This is a genomic window from Oleiphilus messinensis (assembly GCF_002162375.1).
Taxonomy (GTDB): domain Bacteria; phylum Pseudomonadota; class Gammaproteobacteria; order Pseudomonadales; family Oleiphilaceae; genus Oleiphilus; species Oleiphilus messinensis.
The window spans coordinates 3391255-3416747 of record NZ_CP021425.1 but is presented as its reverse complement, the minus strand read 5'-3'; the positions used below and the strand labels follow the sequence as shown (position 1 = coordinate 3416747).

Here is a 25493-nt window from a genome sequence, read left to right as displayed (position 1 = left end):
AGCGAAGCTCTCAGACAAATTTGATTCGCTGCTAAAGCTTATTGTCTAGATGTCTCAAGTTGTTGATATTTTGCGATAAATAATGCATTTTCGAAGGCTTGAATGATCATCAATGAACTTTTACAGATCTCGAATGAGGGACGTTATGAGGAAGTGTTTTCCATGATCTCATTTTCCGATTAGTCTACAATTACTTAACAGCCCAACCCCTTCTCTGGAGTGGTTATGTCTTATCCGGTGTTGTCCGGTATTATCTTTCTCGTTGCTTCGATTGGTCTGCTGTGGTCTGCGTATCTTTACTTGCAGACTGGGCGATGTTTTGTCAGAGGGCGACCCTTTCGTGGGGCGAGTTTTTTGCTTGTAGCGCTTTGTTTTAGTGGTTTGAGTGCTTATTCCGCGCTATTTGCCGGTGAAATTTACCATTATCGTAAAATGTCTCAGGAGCGTCCTGTTGCGGATGTTTCTATCGTGGCTTTGGGGCGGCAGCAGTTTGAATTGTCGTTAAACTATCCGGATGGACTATCCGAGCAGTTCTTGATTCATGGTGATTTGTGGCAACTCGACGCTCGCATGGTGACGTTTAAAAGTATTTTTTATTTTTTCGGGTGGGAGCCTGCATTTCGTTTTGAACGGCTCAGTGGCCGGTATCGATCTGTTCATGATGAGCGATACAAGATCAGGTCGGTGTATTCTCTGGTGGATAATGAAAGCGAAGAAAATACTAACCGTGATGGTAATCATGAGCGATCAAAGTGGTCTCTGGCAAATAGTACGTTATTCAGTGCGTTTGTCGATTCACGCTATGGTGCGGGTGTTTATGTGCCATTAGCCCATCAGGCGGTGTATTCGGTTTATTTGACACCTGCAGGGTTGAAGGTTAGGGCGGTGAATACCGAGGCGGAAGTGGCGCTTGATAATTGGTCGTCTTGAGAGGGAGAGCGTAAAATCGCACAAATGGAATGTGCGATTTTACATCGTATAACTGTGTGTGGCCTAGCCCATTGAGAACAGTTCACCCAGTTTGGTTGCCAGCATCATATCGCCTTCAGCTTTCAGGTTGCCCGCCATAAATGCTTGCATACCATCAACTTCGCCAGTCACAATGCCTTGCAGAGTGGAAGAATCCATAATCAGGGTTACAGACGGATCGTCATGATCGCCTTGCGTTAAATCGCAGTTACCATCTTTGATGACCAGGTAATAGTTATCTGCATCTTCGATGTTAAACTGAAATACCAGGTCAAGATCGCTGGCAGCGTCAGAATTGAAGTTGGATTTCATTTTGTCGAAGATTTCTGCTACAGGCATATCGCTTTCCTTTGGTTATTAGTGTAGGCCGCAAAGTCATCCATTTATGCACAAGCACTCGTGGTTGCTTTGCTGGCTTGAGATGTACTTCGGTAAAGATGAGTACATTTACCCCTGGTGAAGCTGTCAGTGTAAGAATGATTTCACCCTCGAACTGACAAATGTCAAGACGGAATGTATTGTTAATTTGTCGCCATGTCAACAGCAAATCGAACGCTTGTTTGAAAAAAACGGCCAATTGATTTGGTAAACACTTGTAATTAAATTGCTAAACCCTATTTATTAAGTTCGGATTGCAGGAATATCTTCTGCCCAGCCGAGTGTTGCGTTCCGGCCTTTGGCTTTGGCGCTTATTTTAACGTGGATTTCTCTACAAATATCATTCAACTTTTTGTTTGTCGGCCAAGAGGTGTGCTTTGGACTTTTTAACGGAATATGGAGTATTTTTAGCCAAAGCGGTGACCATAGTTGCTGCTTTGTTAGTCATTATCATGGGGATTGCCTCGGCAACAATGCGGGGTAAAAAGCATCAGTCAGGCCATATCGAAGTTACCCACCTGAATAAAAAACTCGAAGCCATGAAGGAGAGTATAGAAGAGTACTTGCTGGATAAGGAAATTCTGAAAAAGAGACACAAAGAGCAGAAGAAGGCTGATAAAGAAAAGCGAAAGCAGTCAAAACAAGGCATACAGCCTGTTGAAGACAAAAAAAGAGTGTTTGTACTGAACTTTGACGGTGATATCAGGGCGTCTGCAAATGATCATTTCCGGGAAGAAATCTCGGCTGTACTCGCGATTGCCAATAAGGATCGGGATGAGGTGGTGGTTCGACTTGAAAGTGGAGGGGGGATGGTCCATTCCTACGGGCTGGCCTCTGCACAACTGGACCGGATCAAGAAAAAGTCGGTGCCTTTAACGGTCTGTGTCGACAAGGTTGCCGCCAGTGGTGGCTATATGATGGCTTGTGTGGCCGATAAGATTGTGGCTTCTCCTTTTGCGGTTGTGGGCTCCATCGGTGTTGTGGCGCAACTGCCAAACTTCCACAAGTTGTTAAAGAAGAACGAGATTGATTTCGAGGTTCTGACAGCCGGTGAATACAAGCGTACATTAACGGTATTTGGTGAAAATACGGACAAGGGGCGCGAAAAATTCCAGGATGATCTTGAGGATACGCACGAACTGTTCAAATCGTTTGTGAATGAGCATCGACCCAAAGTAGAGCTGGACAAAGTGGCTAATGGTGATGTCTGGTTTGGTCAGCGCGCGATGGATGTCAATCTGGTGGATGAACTGATGACTTCGGATGAACTTATCGAAACCGCATGTGATCATTCTGAAGTTTTCGAAGTGAAATACATTGCCAGAAAATCATTACAGGAAAAGCTGGGCATTGCGGCTTCAATTGCTCTGGAGAATACCTTTATGAAGGTCTGGTCCATGGTATCCAGACGACCTTTCCAGTAATAATTTTCAGTAACAAACAGTAATTGAATATAAAAACTTACGGGGTGAATTAATGGCTGATTTCAGGGCATTAAAAATAACGAATGATAACGACGGGGTTCGAAGGTCTGTTGAAACGCTACCTATTGAATCGCTTCCTGATCATGATGTTTTAATTCGGGTCAAGTACTCTTCTTTGAACTATAAAGATTGCCTTTCTGCCACCGGGAATAAAGGTGTAACCCGAACGTTTCCCCATGTGCCGGGGATTGACGCGGCGGGTGAAGTCGTTGAGTCCCGCGATGGGGCATGGAAAGCCGGAGATCAGGTGATCGTCACCGGTTATGATTTAGGTATGAATACCTGGGGCGGATTTGGTGAATATATTCGGGTGCCTGCAAACTGGATCGTAGCCTGTCCTGAAGGGCTCAGTTTGCTGGACGCGATGACGTTGGGGACGGCGGGTTTGACTGCAGGTCTGTCGGTGCAAAAACTGTTGGCTTCCGGCGTTAAACCTGAAGATGGTGCCATTGCGGTCTCCGGGGCAACCGGTGGTGTTGGTTGTATTGCTGTCGCGTTGCTTGCCAAGCTCGGGTTCGATGTTTCCGCCATTTCCGGTAAGCCTGATGCTGAGGCCATGTTGACTGAATTGGGTGCAAAGGCCATTCTGGATCGCTCCGCATTGGAACCCTCTCCCAAGCCCATGTTGAAAGAACTCTGGGGTGGCGCGATTGATACGGTTGGCGGGGAGGCTTTAAATACCCTGATAAAATCAACCAAAGCGGGTGGCAGCGTAACCGCGTGTGGAATGGTTGCCGGTCTCGGCTTTGAAGCCTCTGTATTTCCCTTCATCCTGAGAGGGGTTAACTTGCTCGGCGTCGATTCTGTGGAAATACCGCTTAAGGCTAAAGCTGAAATATGGCAACTGTTCGCCAATGAGTGGAGTTTATCGCTCCCGGAGTCTGCTATTCAGATCAAATCTTTAGACGAGCTGAGTGACGTCATTGATGCAATGTTGTCGGGGCACAACACCGGACGGGTCGTTGTCAAGCATGCGGATGCTTGATTAGCCTGAGCTTGATTCATTTGCTCAATCTCTTCATCCAAATTGCAATCTGCAGCCAGCTGAGCTGCAGATTGCAATCCTCTTGATTAATCTCGCCGTAGTTCATCTGAAATTGCAATCGGACTGGGATACCGGAAGATAACGAAGTATGAGTTCACCAGAAACGTCAAAATGGCGGTGGCCTGGATGAGTGTCGAGGCTTCTTCGCCCATCAACGAGATCGAGGTCGCCAGAAATGCGATGAGCAGGGAGAACTCACTGATCTGCCCCAAGCGAAACCCGACTTCCCAGGATATATCCTTGGGTTCTTTGATCAGTCTGAGCAAAAACTGGAATATAAACGGTTTCATCACCAGCATCGCGATGGCCAGTATAATGGCGGGAATTGCGACCGCACCCAGCAGGTTGATATTGAACTGAGCGCCCAGCGTGAAGAAAAACAGAATCAGGAAAAAGTCCCTGAGGGGTTTCAGGTGTTCAGCGATATATAAGGATATCGGGCTGGTTGCCAGGCTGATACCCGCAATAAATGCCCCAATCTCCAATGAAAGCCCCACATATTTCGCTAACTCTGCCACACCGAGGCACCAGCCTATAGCAACCAGGAAGATAAACTCATGGAAACGATCAAAGTGCTGAATAACACGAAGTAATACAATTTTTACGGTGAAAAAGGCAAAAATAACCAACAATGGTAAATTGATAGCAGTAGACGCGAGCTGGCCCCAGGATGTATCTTGCCCGCCGCTCAGAACCAATAGCACAATAATCGCGATTAAATCCTGGAGCAGCAACAGGCCGACCACCAGTTCACCAGTATGACGATGATGAAGAACTGTTGTAGGCAGTAATTTAATGCCGATTATGGTGCTGGAGAACATCATCGCAACGCCGATGAGCAAGGATTCCTGGGTGCTAAAGCCAAAGCTGTAGGCCACCGCAAATCCGACACTGGCAAAGGCAGCAGAGCTTATTAAGGCAACGAGTGTCGCTTTTTTGAGCATATGTGCCAAACTTTTGGGCTGCATATCCAGACCCAGCAGGAACAGCAGGAAAATAATACCGATTTCCGAGATCTCGGAAAGCAGTTTCGCATCGCTGACGTAGTGTAAACCGTAGGGCCCAATGAGAACGCCAAGGGCGATATAGGCGATGATGAGTGGCTGTCGCGTAAACAGGGCGAACGTCGCAAATACAGCCGCACCGGAAAATATCAAGAAAAACGATTCGACTATCGATGTTTCACTCATAGCTTGGTTTGTACTCCATTATGTAAAACATCCTTTCCCGGCCAAGGACAAAGATTCAGGGTGGAATAAAATATTCAGAGTGTATCAGGAAATTATAGTAGCTGAGGAAATTATAGTAGCTGAGTGAAGCCCATAAAAAAAGCCTCGGATTAACGAGGCTTTGTTTGACTTCTAAAACGATAAAACTAAGTGGCGTAATGTATCAGATTAGCGCACTCTGAATACCGGAGGGCGAGCGTCTCCACCAGTTTGGTATACCACCGAGAAATCGTTAAGACTTTGCAGTGCTTTTTCCATGTCACGATCTGCACGAATAACGAATGCATCAAAACCACATCGTTTCATATAAAACAGCTGATCTTGAAGGACATCACCGAAAGCTCTGATTTCGCCTTGATAGCCGTAACGCTCTCGCAGCAATCGCGCGATGGAATAGCCACGACCGTCCGCAAACTTCGGAAAATGAATGGCTATCAACGGTAAATCGTTGACCACGTCAGAGATGGTTTCGGGTTCTTCATTACTGGCGAACCACACACCCGTGTTTGCTGGCAGGCTGTCTTTGTTTTCCAGCCAGAATGCCAGGGGTACGATGGTGTTTTCGGACACGTTTTCTACAGAATCGACTTCTTCGAGTAATGTCCATTGGTCATCAATGATTGCTTCGTTTTTAATGAGCTTGGGCATAAACGCGCTCCTTAAATGGATTCATTCCGATTCGTCGATACGTATCAATGAAGAGTTCTTCTTCGGTACGGTTTTCCACAAAAACAGATATTAATTTTTCGATGACATCTGCCATCTCGTCCCGCGCAAATGAAGGCCCCAGAATCTTGCCGATGGCTGCGTTGCTGCCGCCACCCAGCTTGCCTGATGAACCTCCCAGTGAAACCTGATAAAACTCTTCACCTTTTTTGTCGACCCCGAGAATACCGATATGGCCAACATGGTGATGACCGCAGGCATTCATACAGCCGGAGATGTTGAGTTCCAGTTCTCCCAGGTCGTAAACGTAGTCCAGATCATCGAAACGGGATTGAATCTGCTCTGCAACCGGTATGGATTTCGCGTTTGCAAGTGAGCAGTAATCGCCTCCGGGGCAACAGATTACATCGGTAAGCAGGTTGAGTACCGGAGTGGCAAACCCGGCGGTATAGGCACGTTGCCAGAGGTCAAACAGCTGATCCTGACGAACATCAGCCAAAACCACATTCTGGTGGTGGGTGACTCTCACTTCGCCGAAACTGTAGTCATCCGCCAGGTCTGCAATCGTTTCCAGTTGTTTGTCGGAAACATCACCCGGCGGTGTACCAATCTGTTTCATGGTCAGTGTAACAACACGGTAGCCTGATTGTTTGTGGGTGGCAGTGTTACGTTCATACCAGTTTTTAAATGCTTTGTTATCCTGTAAACGCGCTGCCAATTCAGTGGGCGTATCTGACAAGGTCGCATAGTCAGGCGCAGTGAAATACTGTTTAACGCGATTGATCTCGGTATCGGTCAATTCGGAGCCGCTCTTGCGAATGTGTTCCCATTCGGCCTCAACTTTTTCAGCAAAGACTTGCGGCGTCATCGCTTTAACCAGAATCTTTATGCGTGCCTTGTACTTGTTATCCCGGCGTCCATAGCGGTTGTAGACGCGAAGAATTGCTTCAAGATAGGTGAGCAGGTCTTTCTCTGGCAGAAACTCCCGAATCAGGCTGCCAACCATGGGGGTACGACCCAGGCCACCACCGGCATAAACCTTGTAGCCAACTTCATTCTGGTCATTCACAACAATCTGAATACCGATATCATGAACCATGATCGCTGCGCGATCCTGATCTGGCACGGAATTTACTGCGATTTTGAACTTCCGGGGCAAGAAAGCGAACTCAGGATGGAACGTTGACCACTGACGAATAATTTCGCAGTACGGTCTCGGGTCAATCACTTCATCCGCAATGGCACCCGCGTATTGATCTGTTGTGGTGTTCCGGATACAGTTTCCGCTGGTTTGAATGGCATGCATCTCGACAGATGCCAGTTCTTCCAGAATAGCCGGTACGTCTTCAATTTTGGGCCAGTTGAATTGTACATTCTGGCGGGTCGTAAAGTGCGCGTAGCCTTTATCGTATTTTCTGGTGAGATCGGCCAGTTTACGTACCTGAGTCGAGGACATCATGCCGTAGGGCACTGCAATACGCAGCATTGGCGCTAGCCGTTGTACATAAAGTCCATTTTGCAGACGCAGTGCCAGATATTCTTCATCGGCTAATTCGCCAGCAAAATAACGATTGGTCTGATCACGAAATTGTGCCACTCGTTCTTGAACGATTTTGTGGTCGTATTCGTCGTATTTGTACATCGTTATCTACCCGATATTGATTAAAGTTCTTTCAAAATGATCGTGAGTCTGCTGCTTTAAGATTGCCCGTGCCCGAGACAAATAGAGAGCAGCATGCAAGAGCCATGCAATACTCATTAAAATGACCAAATATTTGGGGGTGCTACGATACCAGTTTGCACTTATTCTTAAAATGATTATTTTTGACTAACCTAATAAGAAGCAGTGATATAGGTCTTGTGCGCACCCCGCAAAAATTTAAACGTCGTAATTAAGGCTCGGGGCTAACCACCGTTCCGTTTCGCTGACCGTCATGCCTTTTCGTTTTGCGTAACGTTCAACCTGATCCTTGTTGATCCGACCTACGGCGAAATAACTGGATTCCGGATGAGAATAGTAAAAACCACTTACGGATGCCGCAGGCGTCATGGCAAAGTGCTCAGTGAGTTCAATACCGGTATGGCTTGTGGCTTCAAGCAGGTTGAACAGCGTGGTCTTTTCGGTATGATCCGGACAGGCCGGGTAGCCAGGCGCGGGTCGGATTCCAACATAGCGCTCTTTGATTAATTCTTCGTTGCTGAGGTGCTCGTCTTGCTGATAACCCCAGTATTCTTTGCGCACCCGCTCATGCATACGCTCTGCAAAAGCCTCTGCTAGTCGATCAGCCAGTGCTTTTACCATAATTGCGCTGTAGTCGTCGTGTTTTGCTTCGTATTCAGCCGCAAGTGCTTCAGCGCCAATGCCTGCTGTGACTGCGAAACCGCCGACATAATCGGTTTTGCCTGATGCTTTTGGTGCGATAAAATCAGCAAGCGAATAGTTGGGTTTTTCCGTATTTTTGTTGGTTTGCTGACGAAGGTGGTGCAGGGTGGCAACAGGTGATCCATCTTCTGTGCTGTACACCTCAATGTCATCGGCATCAACGCGATTTGCAGGCCAGAAACCGATCACGCCGGATGCTTTGATTAATTTGTTATCAATAATGCGCTTCAAGATGGCTTGCGCATCATTGAACAAGGTTCGCGCTGCTTCACCTTTTTCAGAATCATCAAATATTTTTGGGTATTTTCCAGAAATATCCCAGGAAATGAAGAACGGTGTCCAGTCAATGTATTCGACCAGTTCTTCCAGCGGGTAGTCGTCAAAAACTTTGACACCAGTAAATGCCGGCGTAGGGGGGGTATAATTATCCCAGTCTGGATTGAAACCACGCTGGATTGCGGCATCATAGGTCAGTAATGGTGTTTTATCACTGCGCTGTGCGCGTCGCTCTCTTACCTCAATATACTCCGCTCGGGTTTTTTCAACCAGATTTGTTTTCAGTGTATCGCTGATCAGCTGGGTTGCTATGTTAACACTGCGGGACGCATCCGATACGTAAATGGCGAGGTCGTTCTGATACTGAGGCTCGATTTTAACTGCAGTGTGGGCTTTAGACGTTGTCGCACCACCGATCATCAATGGAATGGACAGGTTTTGGCGTTGCATCTCTTTGGCGACGTGTACCATTTCATCAAGAGAAGGGGTGATCAGGCCGCTCAAGCCAATAATATCGACATTTTCTTTTATCGCCGTTTGCAGGATTGTTTCGCAGGGTACCATTACGCCCAGGTCAATGACTTCATAATTGTTGCACTGCAGTACGACGCCGACGATATTTTTACCGATATCGTGCACATCACCTTTTACCGTGGCCATCAGGATCTTCCCTTTGGCTTTGGTGTGCGCACCTTTTTCGTCCTCAATGAAAGGCACAAGGTGGGCAACGGCCTGTTTCATCACCCGGGCGCTTTTTACCACTTGGGGCAGGAACATTTTGCCATCACCAAACAGATCACCGACGACACCCATGCCATCCATGAGCGGGCCTTCGATGACTTCAATCGGGCGCGCGGCGTTTTGCCGTGCGATCTCGGTGTCTTCAATGATGAAGGTCGTAATGCCCTTGACCAGAGCGTGTTCCAGTCGCTTATTGACAGGCAGCTCTCTCCAGGCGAGGTCTTCCTCCGGTTTTTTGGCTGCATCACCGCGATAATTTTCAGCGATCTCCAGTAGTCTTTCCGTCGAGTCAGGTCTTTTGTTCAGGACAACATCTTCTACTCGTTCTTTCAGTTCGGGCTCGATTTCATCATATATGATCAATTGGGCAGGGTTGACGATACCCATGTTCATGCCCGCTTTAATCGCATGGTAGAGGAACACCGAGTGAATGGCTTCACGGACATGATTATTGCCCCTGAAGGAAAACGAAACGTTACTCACGCCTCCCGACACACTTGCTCCGGGCAGATTTTCCCGGATCCAGCGCGTGGCTTCGATAAAGTCGACGGCGTAATTGTTGTGCTCATCAATCCCGGTTGCAACGGCGAAAATATTCGGGTCGAAAATAATATCTTCTGGCGGGAAACCGATCGCGACCAGCGTGTCGTAAGATCGTTTACAAATTTCGATCTTGCGCTCAATGCTGTCTGCTTGCCCTTCTTCATCGAACGCCATGACTACCGCAGCGGCACCATAGCGTAAACAGGTTTTAGCATGACTGATAAACTGCTCTTCGCCTTCTTTCAAGCTGATGGAGTTTACGATGGCTTTACCCTGGATGCACTTAAGGCCGGCTTCAATAACCTCCCACTTGGAGGAGTCAACCATGATAGGGACGCGACAAATGTCAGGTTCGGAGGCAACCAGATTCAAAAATGTGCACATTACCTCTGCGGAATCCAGCATCCCTTCATCCATGTTGATATCGATGACCTGGGCACCGTTTTCAACTTGTTGCCGTGCGACATCAAGCGCTTCCTCGTAAAGCTCCTCTTTGATCAGGCGCAAGAAGCGCGCAGAGCCGGTAACATTCGTTCGTTCGCCGACGTTTACAAAGAGCGATTCGCGGGTGATCCGGAACGGCTCGAGACCGGACAGGTTCATTGCAGATTGCAATTCCGGGATTTGTCGAGGAGGGTATTTCTCGATTCGTCTGGCGATTGCTTCTATGTGTTCCGGCGTGGAGCCACAGCAGCCACCAAGAATGTTAATAAGGTTGTCTGATGCAAAGCCTTCAACAATGTCGGCCATCTCTTCCGGAGTCTGGTCGTATTCCCCGAACTCGTTGGGGAGACCCGCATTCGGGTGCGCGCTGACCAGTGTATTTGATTTTGTCGCCAATTCTTCAACATAAGGGCGCAGAGCATCGGCCCCGAGCGCACAGTTTAATCCGATGGATAATGGCTTGGCGTGAGCGAGCGAGTACCAGAATGCCTCTGTAGTCTGGCCGGAGAGGGTTCGCCCTGAAGCATCTGTGATGGTGCCTGATATCATCACCGGGAGGTGAATGTCGTGATTCTGAAAGTATTGCTCTGTCGCGTAAACGGCGGCTTTGGAGTTTAGAGTGTCGAAAATGGTTTCAATCAGAATGATATCTGAACCGCCTTCAACCAGGCCTTTGACCGCGTAATAGTAGTTTTCGACGAGCTCATCAAAAGAGACATTCCGGTAGCCCGGATTATTCACGTCAGGTGAGATCGACGCAGTACGGGAAGTCGGGCCCACCGCGCCTGCAACAAAGCGGGGTTTATCCGGCGTCTCTGCAGTTTTTCGGTCTGCTTCCTCGCGGGCAATACGGGCGGCCTCAAAATTCAACTCGTGAACTAATTCTTCCAGGCCATAGTCCGCCTGGGATACTTTTGTAGAATTGAACGTGTTGGTTTCAATGATGTCCGCGCCAGCATCGAGGTAATCCCGGTGAATTCTGGCGATTAAATCCGGTTTGGTGATACAAAGCAGATCGTTATTACCTTTAACATCTCGGTGATAATCACGATAACGCTCGCCCCGGTAGTCTTCTTCAGATAGGTTCGCCTTTTGAATCATCGTACCCATCGCACCATCGAGGATCAGGATGCGATGCTTCAGGGCTTCATGTAGTTGGGCGATACGTTGTGCGCGGTTACTCATGCGTGACGTTCCAAATATTCAGTGTTATTGGTCTGGTTTATACAGTCGATGGCAAAATAAAAGGCGGTTATTTTAACAGAACAGTTAGATCTTTTCTTCTCTAATGGTGAGACTTGTGTAAAGTTCTGGCCTTGGTATCGCGCTATTTGACGCTGTTTTCCCGGTTAAGAATGGATTGACATGCGAATGTGTAAGTAGTTCAAGTGGTCGAGCAGGTAAAACCCAGTGTTTAAGTAGGGCTTTATTGCTAGACAAACTTTCCGTAAAATGTCGGTTATGTGAAATGTTTCGATTTAATGATAAAACATCTGAAAATGGATAAATACATGGTTACAGTAACTGAAGCTGCACAGACTTACCTTGGCGACTTATTGAACAAACAAGATGTGGAAGGTATGGCTGTGCGCATGTTTGTGTCCCAGCCGGGTTCCAAATATGCTGAAACCTGCCTGGCGTATTGTAAGCCTGAAGACATTGTTATCGACGACGAGAAGATGGAGTTCGAAGCGCTTACGATCTATCTGGATAGTGCTAGTTTGCCATACCTCAAAGATGCTTTCGTTGACTTCGATAAAGACCGCATGGGTGGCCAATTGACGATAAAAGCGCCAAACGCCAAAGTGCCCAATATTGCCGAAGATTCTCCCTTGTCTGAAAAGGTGAATTACTTGCTCGTAACGGAAATCAACCCAGGGCTTGCCTCCCACGGTGGAGAAGTCACTTTGGTGGAGATTGATGGTGCCACCGCTGTCCTCCGATTTGGCGGGGGATGTCAGGGATGTAGCGCGGTAAGTCTGACCTTGAAGGAAGGCGTGGAGAAGAAGCTGAAAGAAATGATCCCGGAGTTGACTGGGGTTCGTGATGTTACCGATCACTCCGTAACGGATAATGCTTATTATCAATGATGGGTTTGGTGGGCTACCAAATCGGTCATTTAAGTATTCCCGAGCTTATTTTTGCGCGTGATATATACTCGGGTATCATTAGGCCCCAAGCTTTGTCGTTATTGTTTTTAAAATTCACGCGCCTTCCCTGAGATCCTTTCTAGTCGTAAGGCGCTTTCCATTCGTGAGGCTCGTCCCTATCAGTGGGGGTGCGAGCAGTGGTGTGCGAGGGTAGCTCAAATGGCGATCAAAAAACGGTGGAATTGTTGGCAAGTTGTGCAATTCTCTTCTAAAAAGTGTACTTAAGTACACTTTTTTTAATTTTTGTCGATTAAACCGTACAATTTGTAAAAAAAATAGATAAAATTCCGATTTTTCAATGATCGAGAAAGGTAATGGAGTTCAATCTTACTGCGGTACTCAATCATCCCAATTTATACCAGTTATTGTCGATTCCCGTAATCGCTGCGATAGTTGGGTGGACGACCAATTGGTTGGCGATCAAGCTCACCTTTTTTCCTCTCAACTTTATCGGTATCGGGAAACTCGGCTGGCAGGGCATTATTCCCCGTAAATCTGCAAAAATGGCCGCGATATCGGTTGATCGTACGGTGGCTCGATTTGGTAATCTTCAGGACGTATTCCTGAAACTTGAGCCGGAAAAAATTACGCGTCATATCATCGAGCAAACGGATCCTCGTCTGGAGGAATATATCGATGAGATTATGTACGAGAAACACGCTGTATTGTGGGAGAATTTACCGTATACCGTGCGTGAAAAGGTGTATGCATGGGCGCGAAAACAGTTACCCAAACGTATCGAAGCCCTGGTAGCGGACTTTGGTGAAGAGCTAAGTGATCTTGTCGATTTGAAAGAATTGTTTGTCGGTGAATTGAAGAACAACCGTGAACTTATGGTAAGAATCTTCAAGGAGGCAGGAGATGCGGAGTTTGATTTTATTGTAAAAAGCGGGGCCTGGTGGGGTGTTCTCTTTGGTTTGATTATGGTGCCATTGTGGGTGAATTATCCGACAAATTGGCTTCTCCCATTGGGAGGGTTCTTCATCGGCTTTCTGACAAACTGGTTGGCGTTAAATGTTATCTTCCGTCCCCTCAATCCCCGTTATTTGCTCGGTTTTAAAATTCAGGGCATGTTTCTCCGTCGGCAAAGTGATGTGTCCAAGGTGTGGAGTCGGCTCGTTGCTGAGGAATTGATCACGGTTGAGAAAGTCGCCCGAAGTATGGTGTTTGGCAACAATGCCGATCGTACTAGATCAATAATTCAAAAGCATATTCGACCGGCTTTGGATCAGGCAGGCATACTTCGCTTGGTCACGCAGTTGTCGTTTGGTACCACAGGATATGCCGAGTTGAAAAAAGCGTTACAGGAAAAAGCGATTGAAGTCTCGACGGAGCCCTTTCATGATGTTACTTTCAATCAGAGCAGGGCGCCAATTGTTGCAAGTGTGATTGAGCAACGGATGTCGGCACTCTCACCAAGAGAGTTTCAGGATGTGTTAAGGCCTGCATTTCAGGAAGAAGAGTGGCAGTTAATGCTCATCGGCGGTGTTTTAGGCGCGGTTGCAGGGTTGTTGAACTGGCTGATTTTCTTCTAATACCAACAAGGGGAGATGTTTGTGGCTGATATTATGATTATCGTAGTCGCTACAGCTGTGTTGAGCAGTGCTTTAACTGCTGCAGCGATCTATGTATTGTTTCTTAAAGTGGTTGCTCCTGCAATGGATCAGAAAATTGCCGAGATTCGTGAAATATCCAGCGATGTTGAAGCACGAATCGCTAAAGGTGTGAAGAAAGGGCTTGCTGAATCATTTCGTGATATCCCGAAAACAACCGTACGGGAAACAACCCGCACGATGGTTAAAGCGGGGTCCGGTTTGGTAGAAGGTGGTCTGAGTTCGTTTTTCAATGACAGACCCTGATCTTACCGTTTTGACCCAGGGATACCGCTACTGAGCGATGCGAGCGCCAAATGGCGCTATGAGATTCTAGGTTCTAAGCGTCTTTAGCCTGGGAGCTTGGTCTCTCTGTTGTCCCACCAGTTTCGAGCAGTATTAAGTGCTTGTTCCTGGGAAAGGCTGTGGCCCATCGCTTTCAGGGCGAGTGCAGTTGTTCCCAGTACTGCGGCTTCTCCATATTCATCTTCCTTGTCTCCGAGCCATACTTCTCTAAGTGTTTGTCCCGAAATATCATCTCCCTTGACGTGACGTCGTTCGAACAGGGCAGGCCATAGTTCTTCTGATACTTCACCGGACTGTGATGATTTTACAATCATGTCGTTGTCCGGATTGCGTTCAATTTCGCCACCTTCTCCTTTTATTACCGCGACATGTCCGTAACCCAGAATTTGGCCCGCGTATTGATGTAAATCGCTGTAAGGCGGGTGGAAAATACCTTGGAGCACTGTTTTCGCATTCAAAGGATTCAAAAGCCTGGATAAAGAATGAACAGGAGATCTCAGGCCGAGTACAGAGCGCATATTAATCATTCGATCCAGTTCCGGACACAGGTTTGCCAGTGGCATATAACTAAATCCGTTCTGATTGAGTTGGCTATCAACGTCTGACCAGGTTTGTGCACTGTGGTAGCCCAATTCGTTCAAAACGCTCTCGGTATACATCCTGCCAACGGTGTGCCCGCCCGCACCATGAATAAATACCCGGTGTCCGTTTTGAGCCAGTAGAAATATGCTCAATAAAAACCAGGGGGCATGTCTGCGCTTTCCGGCATAGGACGACCAGTCGAGATCCACGTTAAGGTTGGCCGGGGCGTTGAAATGTGCTTTGGCGGCCTGAACAAATCCGGCAAGCTCTTCTGGCGTTTCTTCTTTAACCCGCAAGAGCATCAGAAATGCACCAAGCTGTAATTCCTCAACTTCGTTGTTGAGTATCATACTCATTGCTGTTCGCGCTTCATCGAGCGTGAGTGAGCGGCTGCCTTTTTTACCTTTTCCCAATATTCTGACGTAAGGGGCAAAAGGGTGTTCATCATAGGTGCGTTTTGAGGCACTTTTATCCATATTCTTGGCTCTATACGACGGGTTGCGGAAGGTGATTGATTTCAGCTTACAGGCAATTTGTTGGTTTGGGTAGTCCCGCTATTTTAGCCGCGAGTTTGGCTGGGCTCCCCGGGAACAGTTGCATTAGATATATGCTGTTTCCTTTGTCTGCACCAAGCTCTTCTTTAACAGTCTTGACCAACACTCTGATAACCGGACTGATCCCGTATTCTTCGTAGAAACGACGCAGTAGATAAATTATTTCCCAATGTTCGGCCCCGAGGGTTATCCCTTCTCCCTGCGCGATTGCGTTAGCGATCGTTTCAGTCCAGGATTCCAGGTCAAGCAAGTAACCCTCATCGTCCTGTTCTATGGCTTTGTTCTGCTGGTGGGAATCGTTTAGTGTCTGGTCTTGGGTCATAATGTTAAGAGTTAATCGTTTTAGCAGGTAGATCCTGTGATAACTTGCAGCTATTAATAGGTAATAGTTTGTCTGATAGGTGGTAGTTTGTCTAATGGGCGATAGTTTGTCTAATAGGTGATAGTTTGTCTAATAGGTGATAGTGTGTCTAATAAGTAATGGTTTGTCGATGTTCTTCTACAACAGTCACGAATCCCGAGTAGTCAATGAGATTAACGGATACTGCGTTAATCGGGGTTATCCCTCTAGCCTGCACATCTTCATCCAAAGCGAACACGGTCAAGTTTTTGTGCAATATCTGTTTATGGATATCGTCGGTCATCGCGCCTTTTTCTGTCCAGAACACTCCGTTTTCCAGCAGTAACAGGCTGTCTGAATTATTCATCAGTTCCAGGCAGGTCTTCAGGTCTTCGTTGTGATTTCGGGAAAGATTAAAAAGAAAAAGGTTGCTCATTTGCATGCCTATTGTTCTGGAAACTAAAAAACAAGTGTAACATCTTGGTTTGCGATAAGCTCCCTGACGCCATTCTGATCAAGAGTTGTAAAGGTCGTGACTGCGTTTTCCGGGGAGCAATTGTAGCGTTTACAGTCACCAGTACTGACTGATATTGAGCTGACACCATACATGCCAAATGCTTTGATCATCTTGCCGAGGTTTTTTGATTTTAGCGCCTCGGGATTCATGTCCCTGTTTAAAAGCCGGACGCCCTCATCCTGAAAATGAACAGTTACATGTTGCTCGAATGCAGCTGTAGCCAGCACCGCGTCAATGGCCTCCCGGGCTTTCAAACCATCGAATGGGCCTGAACGGATAATAAACAGTACTTTCTTGATTAAGGCTGGCTCACTTTGCATTATTCGCTTTCTCGATTATTCAATACGATTTAGTTTGATGATTTACTCGGATTAAAAATGTAAATTTTTATTTAAAAGTAATCATCCGATCAGAGACAATCATTGCATCAACGAGTTGTCCCAAGCCTGAAAGCTCAAACTGTGGTGACAGGTTGTAGCCCTGCGTATTGTAGCGTTTTGCTTCATTTTCATCTAAAACACCGCGTCTGACTGCCGCCGCGATGCACACCACGGCATCCAGTTTGTATTCGGCGATGAATGCTGACCATTCGTCATTCAGGTTGTGCTCATCTCTGGGGATGATTTGCAGTGTACTGGAAAGATTTACGGCATCCTGATAGAAAAATATGCGGTGCAACTCATGACCGGCGTTAAGGCTTGCCTTGGCAAACTTTAATGCGCTTTGTGCGCCTTGTGCCTGGGGAGGGCAGGTAACAAGAATGGAAAATTTCATTTGAACGTCACTGACAGAAATAAAAAAGCCCCAACTCAGTTGGGGCTTTAACACTAGAAATTAGAATTCTCAATCATCGCCGGAGAATGCGCTGAAGATGCTCAGCAGGCTCACGAACAGGTTGTAAATGGAAACGTACAGGCCAACCGTTGCCATTACATAGTTACGTTCACCGCCGTGGATAATGTTGCTGGTTTCATACAGGATCGCCGCTGAAGAGAACAAGCAGAATGCTGCAGAAATCGCAAGATGAAGGCCCGGCACGTTAAAGAAGATGCTCACGATCATCGCGCCAATCAGAACGAAGAAACCAGCAGTCAGGAAACCGGCAAGGAAGCTGAAGTCTTTGCGCGTGATCAGTGCGTAGGCAGAAAGGCCAAAAAAGACCAATGCTGTCATACCCAAGGCATTGGCAACGATTGGCATCGCGCCCGCACCTGCAAACATACCAATAATCGGGCCCAGTGTGTAACCCATAAAACCGGTCAGAGCGAAGGTGGATACAATGCCCCAAACGCTATTGCGCAGTTTTGCGGTCAGGAAGAACAGGCCGTAAAAGCCGACCAAGGTGATAATAATGCCTGGTCGTGGCATGCTCATGGACATGTAAGCAACCAGAGCAGAGAACGCAATGGTCATGCCTAACAGCATGTAGGTGTTTTTCAGTACTTTGCTTGTTTCTTCAGAGCTGGCGACAGCGGCAGTATTAAACACTGCTGCTTCTGCCGGACCCTGGCGTTTAAGCAAAGCGTCCATCTCGGACTTGGTAAATCGATTGTCACTCATATGAAACAAGCTCCTGGCTATCGCCTTGTTGTGTATTAAAAAAGATTTCCGTTAATGCTAATAATAATGACGTAAACCCTAAATTCAACATAAATAGTACTTTATTCAATGTTAAATAAAATTAACCGTTGACACAAAAATTCAATACTGTATTATGCACCTCGCTGTCACACAGGACGGCAGTTTTTCAAAACGGTGAGCTGGCTGAGTGGTCGAAAGCAGCGGTCTTGAAAACCGCCGCGGGTTAATAGCCCGCCCGGGGTTCGAATCCCTGGCTCACCGCCATTTAACTCCTTGCATTTAAATGGTTTTTGAAATCCTTGGGACTAGGTTGGGACCAAAATATAGCGTCCCATTCCAGGTCACCATAACCTCCAAATTTACCAGGTTTGTTTCTAAGTAAATCCTTGGTCCTCATTTCAAATGATATTTTCGTCAATATAATCTCAATACCGTATCATTGCTGTCAACCTACCTTCTGTACTGATTTCAATGACATCTGCGTTTCGAGTTAATCTGAAACATTAGTAAAATATTTTCTTTCGCCTTGTAAAAGAACCTCGGGGAACAGAAAGACTACCGCTTTACACGGAAACAAATTCGAGACGTTACCAACTGGGGGTAACACTCAGTTAAAGACGCATTTAGGGCGCTTAATTATTCCCTCAACACGGTCGAAGCCAGAAAAGTCGACCTGCAATTGTCTAACGAATGGTGTAAAACCCCTAGCCTCAATAGCCCGCAAGACATCACCAAACCTGTATTAGAAGGTTTTCAACGGCATCTGTACCACTTCAGAAAGCCGAATGGTAAGCCGTTTGGCTTTCATCCGAATAAGTTGACGGCGATTATCCTGGATTACATTAAGCAAGCGGATATTGGTAAAACAGGTTCCTGTCAATTGTTTTGGCACAGCGCTATACGCATTTGAGTATTGGTAAGTTGAAGGATATACACAGTGCGACCCATCCGGGGGCGAATTTAAAGTCAATAGGAGAAGCACTTAGTAAAGAACATTAGGCTATTTCAATAAACGAATGGCGTATATAATCCTACTAAGTAGTATGATTGTTTTGACAACTGGGAGCATGGCAATGGCAATGGTGAAAAAGAGTATTACAGTCACAGACCAGCAAGATAGCTGGATCAAGTCACAAATAGAAATCGGACATTTTGGTAACGAAAGTGAAGTGGTTCGAGAGCTTATCAGAGAACGGCAGATACGAGAACAAGAGTCTGAATCAGAAATAGCGGCGATTAGAGCCAAGCTGATAGAAGCCGAACAAAGTGGCTTTACGGATCAAAGCCCGGAAGACATATTGAAAGAAATCAAAAACGGACTGGGGCGTAATGGGGCAATACAGGCTAAGTAATGAAGCAAAGATGGACCTTGCAAGAATCTATTGGCGAGGGCGTGAAGAATACACAGAAGAACAGGCAGAGAAGTATTACCATGCCTTTTTCCAACGCTTTGAAGAAATAGCCGAAGTCCCTTTCAAGTATCAAGCTGTTGATCATATTAAAGAAGGGTATCGGCGTAGTGTTTGTGGCGATGTCGAAATAATGAGAGTCCTTGGCAGACAGGACGCAGGAGAGAGACTCTAGCCATCATTCGCCGCTCCTAAGCTTGCAGAAAAACGCAAGCTAGGCGCCAGGCTACCATCCTGCTCGTCCCAACCTCATTGCCTTCGTCCCCGTAGGGCAGAGTGGGTCACTTTGAATCAAGTCCGTGCAGTCGGAGACAACAGTTATTTTGAAGCGACTTGTTCGGGCAGCAGAAAACCCGGCAGACTTAGGTCACCCGATGCAATGTCGTGCACTTTTGTCACACACAAGAGTGGATTATGTGCGTTGGCATTAACCTGTAACCCTGCACTAACGCCATCAAACTTAAATGTGTCGGGAAAGCCAAGATCCTTCATGGGCACATTTACGGTCACTTCTTTCCCGCTAAGATTGGGTTCATAGCCGGGGCTATCTAAAAGCAACGGCAAACCCGGCCAGGTGGATGGTAGCTTGGGGGTTGCCCCTTCTGGAATGTCTTTAACCTTGAGTGCAGTGGGCCCGCAGCGAGTATCGTCTGTCAATACGACCCAATGACTGTGCCAGACATTGCCGTCGTTGTTATTAGTTCCATCCCGGTTTTCATCATACTTTGGCGTGTCATCGAAGTCCGGGTGGGTAGTGAGTACCAATGCCAGAATTCCTTGTTTCGGTTCAAAACCAACAATTGAGCTATCAAGAGAAGTTGGCCAAACATAGCTGAATACATCACTGCCGGGCAATTTTCCAGTCTTTTGCGGCTTGATTGTACCGAATTCACCGGCTGTCTGTTGTTGAAAAACAAGGTTTGCCCCATCTCGGGTTATTTTTGCGTGGACGATATCAAATGTAGGGGCTACGTCTTTGTTTTTCGTTGCTTGAATGTGTCCCTCATGACCAGGACTTGCCTGAGTTCCAGTGCACAAGGTTAACCCGAATACTGCAGCAAATGTTGATGATCTTAGGTTCATGGTTAGGTTTCTCCGTGTTTGTATTAAAATGAAGCCCATAGAGTTGCTTTGAATTATGGTGTTGACTCGATACTAGTGTGCAGTTTAAATAGTGAAGGGTTTGTTTGTTAATATGGTATCGAGTCGATACATAAAAATGTGATGGGATTTTCCTAATGGTTTTTGATTATATTGAGCGTATTTCTAACCTGTTGAGGGCCGAAGAGAGAAAAGCCGGAGCCCAACATGGGTTACAGACGGTGCAAATCGAGGTGCTTTATTATCTTTTTCACTGTAATCGTTTTAGTAATACACCTGCCGCAGTAACGGAATATATGCAGTTAACAAAAGGTACCGTGTCGCAAACGATTCGGGTTATTGAGTCTAAAGGGCTGATTGAAAAACAGACCGACCCTTTAGATAAGCGAGTTGTGCATTTGTTGCTGACAGCTGAAGGTAAAAGCGTGCTGGCGAGCAGTATGCCTCCACCCGTTTTTAAGGAGGCGTTAGCTAATTTAGGTGATGAAATAGAGCCTGCACTTCAGCATCTACTGCTGGCGCTGCAACAGGCTACTCATTCCAAGGGGTTTGGTGTATGCAATTCGTGTAAGCACTGTAAGCCCGCTACCGGCGATACCTTTTTTTGTGGCTTGACCAACGAGCCGCTGTCAATTGGTGATATTGAACTGATTTGCAGGGAGCATAGTGAATCTTCATAGGTAGAACATTAAGCAAAAAAGCAGGGTAACTTGATGATATTAATATGGATTCATCCTGCAATAAGGTAGATTGTTAGTCGTCAAACACACTACCGACCCTAAAGCAGAATGAATCAGCGTAAATTTACCACATTTCTTGAAAAACTCACCCATTCCCTCAACCCAGAAAAAATTACTGAAATCGCTAAACAAGAAGATTTCTGTGTGCGGCAGAGACGAATTACGCCTTTTAATCTAGTCACATGCCTGGTTGCAGTGATGGCCTCGAGCACCATAGAAAGTGTGGCAGACATTCAGCGGCGGTACTGCGAGTGGTCGGAGAGCAATATCTCTTATCGGGCCTTTCACAATCAATTTTCGAAGCCCGAGTTTCCTGAGTTTATGCGCGAAGTACTGTCATCACTCCTCACAGATTGGTTGCAACCCTCTCTGGCTTTTCCAGAAGGCCACTCTTTTCATCAGTTCAAACAGATTCTGATTCAGGATGGCAGCTCGTTTGCTGTGAAGGACTCGTTGAAGAAATCGTTTCCTGGTCGTTTCAAAACCATCAGCCCTGCCGCTGTTGAACTTCAAGTGACCATGGATCTTCTAGCAGATCAGCCCTGTTCTATCTCGTTGACCCCCGATACCGCCAGCGAGCGGGACTACCTCCCTGAGCCCCAAACGCTATCCGGGTGTTTGTTGCTGCTTGACCGGGGGTACTTCGATCTGGAGTGGTTTCAGAACTTGCAGGATACTGGAGGGTTTTATATCGCGCGGTGTAAGAACAACATTAATCCAGTCGTCGAGGCTGCTTATCGAGAAGATGGAAAAATGCTGAAGCACGTGAAGGGAAAGCCGCTGAAAACAGTGCAAGGCAAGCTGTTCAAGCGACAACGTACGGAATTAATTGTTTCCTGGAAAAAAGGAAAGCACACAATCACCGCAAGATTGGTTGCTTGTTGGATCAAGCGGGAAAAGAAATTCTCCTGGCTGATAACCAACCTTCCTCAAGAGCAGTTTTCTCTGGACGAGGTGAGTGAGGCTTACCGGCTTCGCTGGCAAATCGAGTTGTTATTCAAAGAGTGGAAATCCTATGCCAATCTACGGTGCTTTGATACCGGCAAGGAATCAATAGCAACCGGGCTAATCTGGGCGGCGATTACGGCGGCACTCATGAAGCGTTTTATTTGCCACAGCGCACAACGCATACTCGGCAAAGTGCTATCCACTCGAAAAGCTGCGATGTGCTGCACAGTGACTTTTTGCGATACGATGCTCGGCATCATGCGCGTTGACCGAAAAGCAACTAAGCTCAATGCGCGCAAATTGATTAACTTTCTTGGGCGTTATGCTGGACGTGCTCACCCCAAAAGAGACTGTGATTCGGGTAAATTCAGTTTGGGTCTACAGCTCTGTTAGGTGGCTTAATGTTCTACCTATGAGTGAATCTTAGCCTGCACAATAAATTTACCAGAGTAGGGGCATGATTCAGTCTCATTCATGCACTGAAAAATCATCCAGCTTCGCCAGTATAGTACTTGGCTTGATGCCAAACATCTTGCGATAAGCGTTGCTCAGATGGGCGCTGTCGCTAAACCCAGTATTCAGGGCTGAGAGAGTGATTTGTTTTGTGTTGTGAATATCCCGCATGAAACTGGCGAGCTTCGACCAAAGCCTGAAATGGCGAAAATCCAATCCAGTTTGTTGTTTAAACAAATGATTCAATCTTGAATTGGATAAGCCGAGCTGGTTCGAGATATCTGTTTGGGTATAGATGCGTGGATAATCCTGCTGGAGCAATTGCATACAATTCGCGATTCGTAAATCGAAATGATCTGTTGGATCAGTGAGAGGGTGTTTCAGGATGGTTTCGAGGTCAAGGGTGATGAGTCGGTTTGTGTACCCGCTGTGTACAGAATCCGTCCGGATAATATCGAATACAGCGTGCTGTTTTTGTAAAAATGTCTGTCTAAGTTGTCGCCCGTAGAGACTGTCGATTTCAAAATACAGGGCTGCAACATGTTCATCGACACAATCTACCATGTGGTTTACATTGGCATCGATAAGCGCGCTTCGGCAGCATACCAACTCGTTACCTTCCAGCTGAACCCGGATTGATCCGGATAGGCCTATGAGCAAAACAAGCGCACCGTGCCGGTGAGGTTGGGCGATACCAAAATTGCCCATGAACAGCGCATGATCTCGATGAATGTGGAGTCGTTTTTTCATTCAGGGGCCTTTGGTGCTCACGATATTTAAAAAAGCATATAGCCTAAAATTACAAGTCTTGGTCACGCTTATTGAGTAGACTTGCCGCAACATGAAATTAAGTATGGCGGAAAGTATTATGTCTGAAGTAGTCATCCCGAATCTATCCATAACACCAATTTTTGAGGGGGTCTCAGAAACCTGGATGTTAGCCACTGCGGCATTGGCGATGTTGATCTCCTTGTTAGAAGCCTGGCTTGCTACTCTGATTGTCTATGGGCGGTTGGATGCACTGAAAAAAGTAATTGTTGCGCCGCATAACCTGATCCGGTCCCACGTTGACTATACAATTATGACGGCATTGCTGGGATTTACCTATCTTGTGGTGGTCTGGCTTGGTATTGAGTTACCCAAATGGGTGATCGTTCTGCTTTGTGTCGGTGTTTTGTACAATCCGTTCGGGTTTTTGGTTAAGGCTTTCAAACCGACTGCGGGACAGGCTGAGACAGTTTTGGGTAGAATTGCGGTCTGCGCAGGTTTCCTGCCAACGACAATAGGCTTTGGTTATGTCATGTTTGCCGTGCTTGTGAGAGTGATCTGATTTAATCTTCTGGTTTTGTCATTGCGAAGAGGTCAGCGCTACGAGTATAGGCTGACCATTTCTGTTCTTGTCATCGCTGATTTTCAGGTGCTGCTCCTGAGTCAGGGGATTCTGCAGCAGTTTTATCAGCCGAAGGCGTGGTTGGATTTTCAGTTTTTGCCTTGGTGGCGTTGTCTGCGGCGGTATTTTTAGTCGAGCGCGTTGTAGTTCGCCGCTTACGGGGTGCAGAGGTTGTTGTAGTCTTGCCGGTTTCTGTTTTCTCAGTGCCGGGATTTTTTTGGGTCGAATTTCGTCCGGTCTTTGCTGTGCTCTGTTTGGCCGTTTGATTCGCTTTGGTCGTAGCTGTTTTTTGTGTGGTAGCTGATTTAGTTTGGGCTGTTTTTTTCGCGGCAGGTTTTTCCGAGGTCTTGATATCGGGCTGGGCAGCCGAAACGGTCTGAGCCAGTACCTTGTCCAGAAATTCCTGTTGTGCGGCTAGTACTGCATTGGTCGTTTCTTCAAAATGTTGTTGCAGGTCTTTGGCCAGTTTTTGTTGGGCGTCATGTAGTGCCTGAATTTGTTCGAGTTGGGTTTCCCGCAACGAATTAAATTGATCGTATAGATCTTTGAGGTTTTTAGTGGGCCAGAATTGCCCGATAAACTGGTCAATATCAGACTGGATTTTCTTAAACGTATCTTCAAATTTCGCCATTTTACTTCTCAATAACAGTTGGTTTTTTGCTCAGTTTAGCAGCCTGTAAACGAAGCGCCGCAAATTATTGTCTGGAATGTACTATCCTGTTCATTGGAATAAAATTCCAATCCACTTTTTTACAAAAGAAAGAATTCTATGGCAGTACAGCATTCAATATCATTACAAAAACTATTTAAGTTGACACCAAGTTCAAATGTGAGGGGGCAAACAGTCGTCATAACCGGGTCATCTTCGGGTATCGGCGAGGTTGCAGCGATCCAGCTGGCCGACAAAGGGGCTAAGGTCTGTCTTGTGGCCCGTAGAGAGGATGAGCTGCTGCGAGTAAGGAATAGTATAGAAAAGCGCGGAGGTTCTGCATTTCATTACCCTGCAGACTTAACCCAGCCAGACTCACTTAATGATGTTGTTGATCAAATTCTAAATGATCACGAACGTGTAGATGTACTGGTGAATAATGCAGCCAGATCGATTCGCAGGCCAATTCTTGAAGCTCTGAATAGATTGCATGACTATGAACGCACTATGCAGATCAACTACATCGCTGCAGTAAACTTAACATTGCGTTTATTACCCCATTTTCTTGAAAACGGGAGCGGTCAGGTTGTAAATATTTCGACGCTTTCAACTCAGGTTCCTATCCCTTTGTTTTCCGCTTACCTTGCGAGTAAATCTGCGCTTGAGTCCTTTACCCGGTCTCTGGTTGCGGAGTTGGGGGATCGCGGCATTGTGGGTACTGTTGTGTATTTTCCGATGGTTCGTACCCCGATGTCATCTAAAACAGCAATTTATAAACACATGCGTATGATGGGGCCGGAGAAAGCAGCCGGGTGGATCGTAAAGGCAATTGAAGAACAGCCTTCCCGCGTTTCCAGTCCGGTGGGTGTGTTTGGCAGCTTGCTTTTGAGTGCTGCACCAGGGGCGGCAATCGAGTTTACGCGACCACTGTTTAAGAGAATGGATAAAAAACTGGCGGATAAGCTTGGCGGGGAGCGCCGCTAGCGGGTAATCCTTCGGTCAAGCCGAAGGACGACGCCTTGC

26 protein-coding genes and 1 tRNA gene are annotated in these 25493 nt (G+C 46.7%); 13 read left to right on the top strand and 14 right to left on the bottom strand.

All coding sequences use genetic code 11. From position 1 onward, the window contains the following. The first annotated feature begins 225 nt into the window (after nucleotides 1–225). Nucleotides 226–930: a hypothetical protein gene (locus tag OLMES_RS14945; RefSeq protein ID WP_087461998.1), complete on the top strand. Its 705-nt coding sequence runs from the start codon at nucleotides 226–228 to the stop codon at nucleotides 928–930. Nucleotides 931–993: 63 nt separating this feature from the next. Here the strand turns inward: OLMES_RS14945 and OLMES_RS14940 are convergent, their stop codons facing one another. After that, nucleotides 994–1308 (bottom strand): SCP2 sterol-binding domain-containing protein, encoded by a 315-nt coding sequence (locus OLMES_RS14940; protein ID WP_087461997.1) that lies wholly within the window; start codon nucleotides 1306–1308, stop codon nucleotides 994–996. Between the two features lie 416 nt (nucleotides 1309–1724). On the opposite strand from OLMES_RS14940, the gene sohB reads away from it, so the two are divergent. Further along, complete coding sequence (sohB, locus tag OLMES_RS14935) at nucleotides 1725–2771, top strand: protease SohB (RefSeq protein WP_087461996.1); 1047 nt, start codon at nucleotides 1725–1727, stop codon at nucleotides 2769–2771. Nucleotides 2772–2823: 52 nt separating this feature from the next. After that, a complete protein-coding gene (locus OLMES_RS14930) occupies nucleotides 2824–3816 on the top strand; it encodes a YhdH/YhfP family quinone oxidoreductase (RefSeq protein WP_087461995.1) in 993 nt (330 codons plus the stop codon). 86 nt (nucleotides 3817–3902) lie between these two features. Here the strand turns inward: OLMES_RS14930 and OLMES_RS14925 are convergent, their stop codons facing one another. The 4 genes from OLMES_RS14925 to metH all read right to left on the bottom strand — a co-directional run bounded on the left by OLMES_RS14925 (nucleotide 3903) and on the right by metH (nucleotide 11343). Further along, nucleotides 3903–5066 carry a cation:proton antiporter domain-containing protein gene (locus OLMES_RS14925; RefSeq protein WP_087461994.1) on the bottom strand — a complete coding sequence of 388 codons (1164 nt, stop codon included), beginning with the start codon at nucleotides 5064–5066 and terminating at the stop codon, nucleotides 3903–3905. A 207-nt stretch (nucleotides 5067–5273) separates the two neighbouring features. Next, entirely contained in the window at nucleotides 5274–5753 is a 480-nt protein-coding gene (locus tag OLMES_RS14920; protein WP_087461993.1) for a DUF934 domain-containing protein, read from the bottom strand. Next, the gene (locus tag OLMES_RS14915; protein WP_087461992.1) at nucleotides 5737–7413 is read right to left on the bottom strand and encodes a nitrite/sulfite reductase; all 1677 of its coding nucleotides are present in this window, start codon (nucleotides 7411–7413) and stop codon (nucleotides 5737–5739) included. The genes OLMES_RS14920 and OLMES_RS14915 overlap by 17 nt, the downstream gene beginning before the upstream one ends. Before the next feature lie 237 nt (nucleotides 7414–7650). Next, a complete protein-coding gene (gene metH, locus OLMES_RS14910; RefSeq protein ID WP_087461991.1) occupies nucleotides 7651–11343 on the bottom strand; it encodes a methionine synthase in 3693 nt (1230 codons plus the stop codon). A 326-nt stretch (nucleotides 11344–11669) separates the two neighbouring features. On the opposite strand from metH, the gene nfuA reads away from it, so the two are divergent. The 3 genes from nfuA to OLMES_RS14895 all read left to right on the top strand — a co-directional run bounded on the left by nfuA (nucleotide 11670) and on the right by OLMES_RS14895 (nucleotide 14167). Further along, nucleotides 11670–12248 (top strand): Fe-S biogenesis protein NfuA, encoded by a 579-nt coding sequence (gene nfuA / locus OLMES_RS14905; protein ID WP_087461990.1) that lies wholly within the window; start codon nucleotides 11670–11672, stop codon nucleotides 12246–12248. Between the two features lie 374 nt (nucleotides 12249–12622). Then, entirely contained in the window at nucleotides 12623–13843 is a 1221-nt protein-coding gene (locus OLMES_RS14900; protein ID WP_198342992.1) for a DUF445 domain-containing protein, read from the top strand. A 21-nt stretch (nucleotides 13844–13864) separates the two neighbouring features. Further along, nucleotides 13865–14167 carry a hypothetical protein gene (locus OLMES_RS14895; RefSeq protein ID WP_157678323.1) on the top strand — a complete coding sequence of 101 codons (303 nt, stop codon included), beginning with the start codon at nucleotides 13865–13867 and terminating at the stop codon, nucleotides 14165–14167. 83 nt (nucleotides 14168–14250) lie between these two features. Here OLMES_RS14895 and OLMES_RS14890 read toward each other — a convergent pair whose 3' ends face one another. The 6 genes from OLMES_RS14890 to OLMES_RS14865 all read right to left on the bottom strand — a co-directional run bounded on the left by OLMES_RS14890 (nucleotide 14251) and on the right by OLMES_RS14865 (nucleotide 17759). Continuing rightward, a complete protein-coding gene (locus OLMES_RS14890) occupies nucleotides 14251–15264 on the bottom strand; it encodes a glycosyl transferase family protein (protein WP_087461988.1) in 1014 nt (337 codons plus the stop codon). A 46-nt stretch (nucleotides 15265–15310) separates the two neighbouring features. Beyond that, nucleotides 15311–15664 (bottom strand): TusE/DsrC/DsvC family sulfur relay protein, encoded by a 354-nt coding sequence (locus OLMES_RS14885; protein WP_087461987.1) that lies wholly within the window; start codon nucleotides 15662–15664, stop codon nucleotides 15311–15313. Nucleotides 15665–15812: 148 nt separating this feature from the next. Further along, on the bottom strand, nucleotides 15813–16118 hold the full coding sequence (tusB, locus tag OLMES_RS14880; protein WP_157678322.1) for a sulfurtransferase complex subunit TusB: 306 nt from the start codon (nucleotides 16116–16118) through the stop codon (nucleotides 15813–15815). 23 nt (nucleotides 16119–16141) lie between these two features. Next, nucleotides 16142–16519, bottom strand: coding sequence for a DsrE family protein (locus tag OLMES_RS14875; RefSeq protein WP_087461985.1), 378 nt, complete (start codon nucleotides 16517–16519; stop codon nucleotides 16142–16144). Between the two features lie 67 nt (nucleotides 16520–16586). After that, on the bottom strand, nucleotides 16587–16973 hold the full coding sequence (gene tusD, locus OLMES_RS14870; protein ID WP_087464499.1) for a sulfurtransferase complex subunit TusD: 387 nt from the start codon (nucleotides 16971–16973) through the stop codon (nucleotides 16587–16589). Nucleotides 16974–17042: 69 nt separating this feature from the next. Next, nucleotides 17043–17759, bottom strand: a complete 717-nt coding sequence (locus OLMES_RS14865) for a Bax inhibitor-1/YccA family protein (protein WP_232465117.1) — start codon at nucleotides 17757–17759, stop codon at nucleotides 17043–17045. A gap of 194 nt (nucleotides 17760–17953) precedes the next feature. Between OLMES_RS14865 and OLMES_RS14860 the strand changes: the two genes are divergently transcribed. The 3 genes from OLMES_RS14860 to OLMES_RS14850 all read left to right on the top strand — a co-directional run bounded on the left by OLMES_RS14860 (nucleotide 17954) and on the right by OLMES_RS14850 (nucleotide 19364). Further along, nucleotides 17954–18044, top strand: a tRNA-Ser gene (locus OLMES_RS14860). A gap of 809 nt (nucleotides 18045–18853) precedes the next feature. Beyond that, entirely contained in the window at nucleotides 18854–19132 is a 279-nt protein-coding gene (locus OLMES_RS14855; RefSeq protein ID WP_087461984.1) for a type II toxin-antitoxin system ParD family antitoxin, read from the top strand. Nucleotides 19133–19142: 10 nt separating this feature from the next. Continuing rightward, nucleotides 19143–19364 (top strand): type II toxin-antitoxin system RelE/ParE family toxin, encoded by a 222-nt coding sequence (locus OLMES_RS14850; RefSeq protein WP_232465116.1) that lies wholly within the window; start codon nucleotides 19143–19145, stop codon nucleotides 19362–19364. A 143-nt stretch (nucleotides 19365–19507) separates the two neighbouring features. Here OLMES_RS14850 and OLMES_RS14845 read toward each other — a convergent pair whose 3' ends face one another. After that, on the bottom strand, nucleotides 19508–20272 hold the full coding sequence (locus OLMES_RS14845) for a hypothetical protein (RefSeq protein ID WP_087461982.1): 765 nt from the start codon (nucleotides 20270–20272) through the stop codon (nucleotides 19508–19510). A gap of 155 nt (nucleotides 20273–20427) precedes the next feature. On the opposite strand from OLMES_RS14845, the gene OLMES_RS14840 reads away from it, so the two are divergent. Together OLMES_RS14840 and OLMES_RS14835 are read left to right on the top strand one after the other, a co-directional pair. Continuing rightward, nucleotides 20428–20970, top strand: a complete 543-nt coding sequence (locus OLMES_RS14840; RefSeq protein ID WP_087461981.1) for a MarR family winged helix-turn-helix transcriptional regulator — start codon at nucleotides 20428–20430, stop codon at nucleotides 20968–20970. A 108-nt stretch (nucleotides 20971–21078) separates the two neighbouring features. Next, a complete protein-coding gene (locus tag OLMES_RS14835) occupies nucleotides 21079–22371 on the top strand; it encodes an IS4 family transposase (protein WP_087459477.1) in 1293 nt (430 codons plus the stop codon). 75 nt (nucleotides 22372–22446) lie between these two features. On the opposite strand, the gene OLMES_RS14830 is transcribed toward OLMES_RS14835, so the two are convergent. Then, nucleotides 22447–23181, bottom strand: coding sequence for an AraC family transcriptional regulator (locus OLMES_RS14830; protein ID WP_087461980.1), 735 nt, complete (start codon nucleotides 23179–23181; stop codon nucleotides 22447–22449). 118 nt (nucleotides 23182–23299) lie between these two features. Here OLMES_RS14830 and OLMES_RS14825 point away from each other — a divergent pair, with 118 nt between their 5' ends. Continuing rightward, nucleotides 23300–23761, top strand: coding sequence for a hypothetical protein (locus OLMES_RS14825; RefSeq protein WP_157678321.1), 462 nt, complete (start codon nucleotides 23300–23302; stop codon nucleotides 23759–23761). A gap of 70 nt (nucleotides 23762–23831) precedes the next feature. Here OLMES_RS14825 and OLMES_RS14820 read toward each other — a convergent pair whose 3' ends face one another. Further along, the gene (locus OLMES_RS14820; RefSeq protein WP_087461978.1) at nucleotides 23832–24452 is read right to left on the bottom strand and encodes a hypothetical protein; all 621 of its coding nucleotides are present in this window, start codon (nucleotides 24450–24452) and stop codon (nucleotides 23832–23834) included. Between the two features lie 138 nt (nucleotides 24453–24590). Between OLMES_RS14820 and OLMES_RS14815 the strand changes: the two genes are divergently transcribed. Next, the gene (locus OLMES_RS14815; protein ID WP_087461977.1) at nucleotides 24591–25454 is read left to right on the top strand and encodes an SDR family NAD(P)-dependent oxidoreductase; all 864 of its coding nucleotides are present in this window, start codon (nucleotides 24591–24593) and stop codon (nucleotides 25452–25454) included. Nucleotides 25455–25493 lie beyond the last annotated feature (39 nt).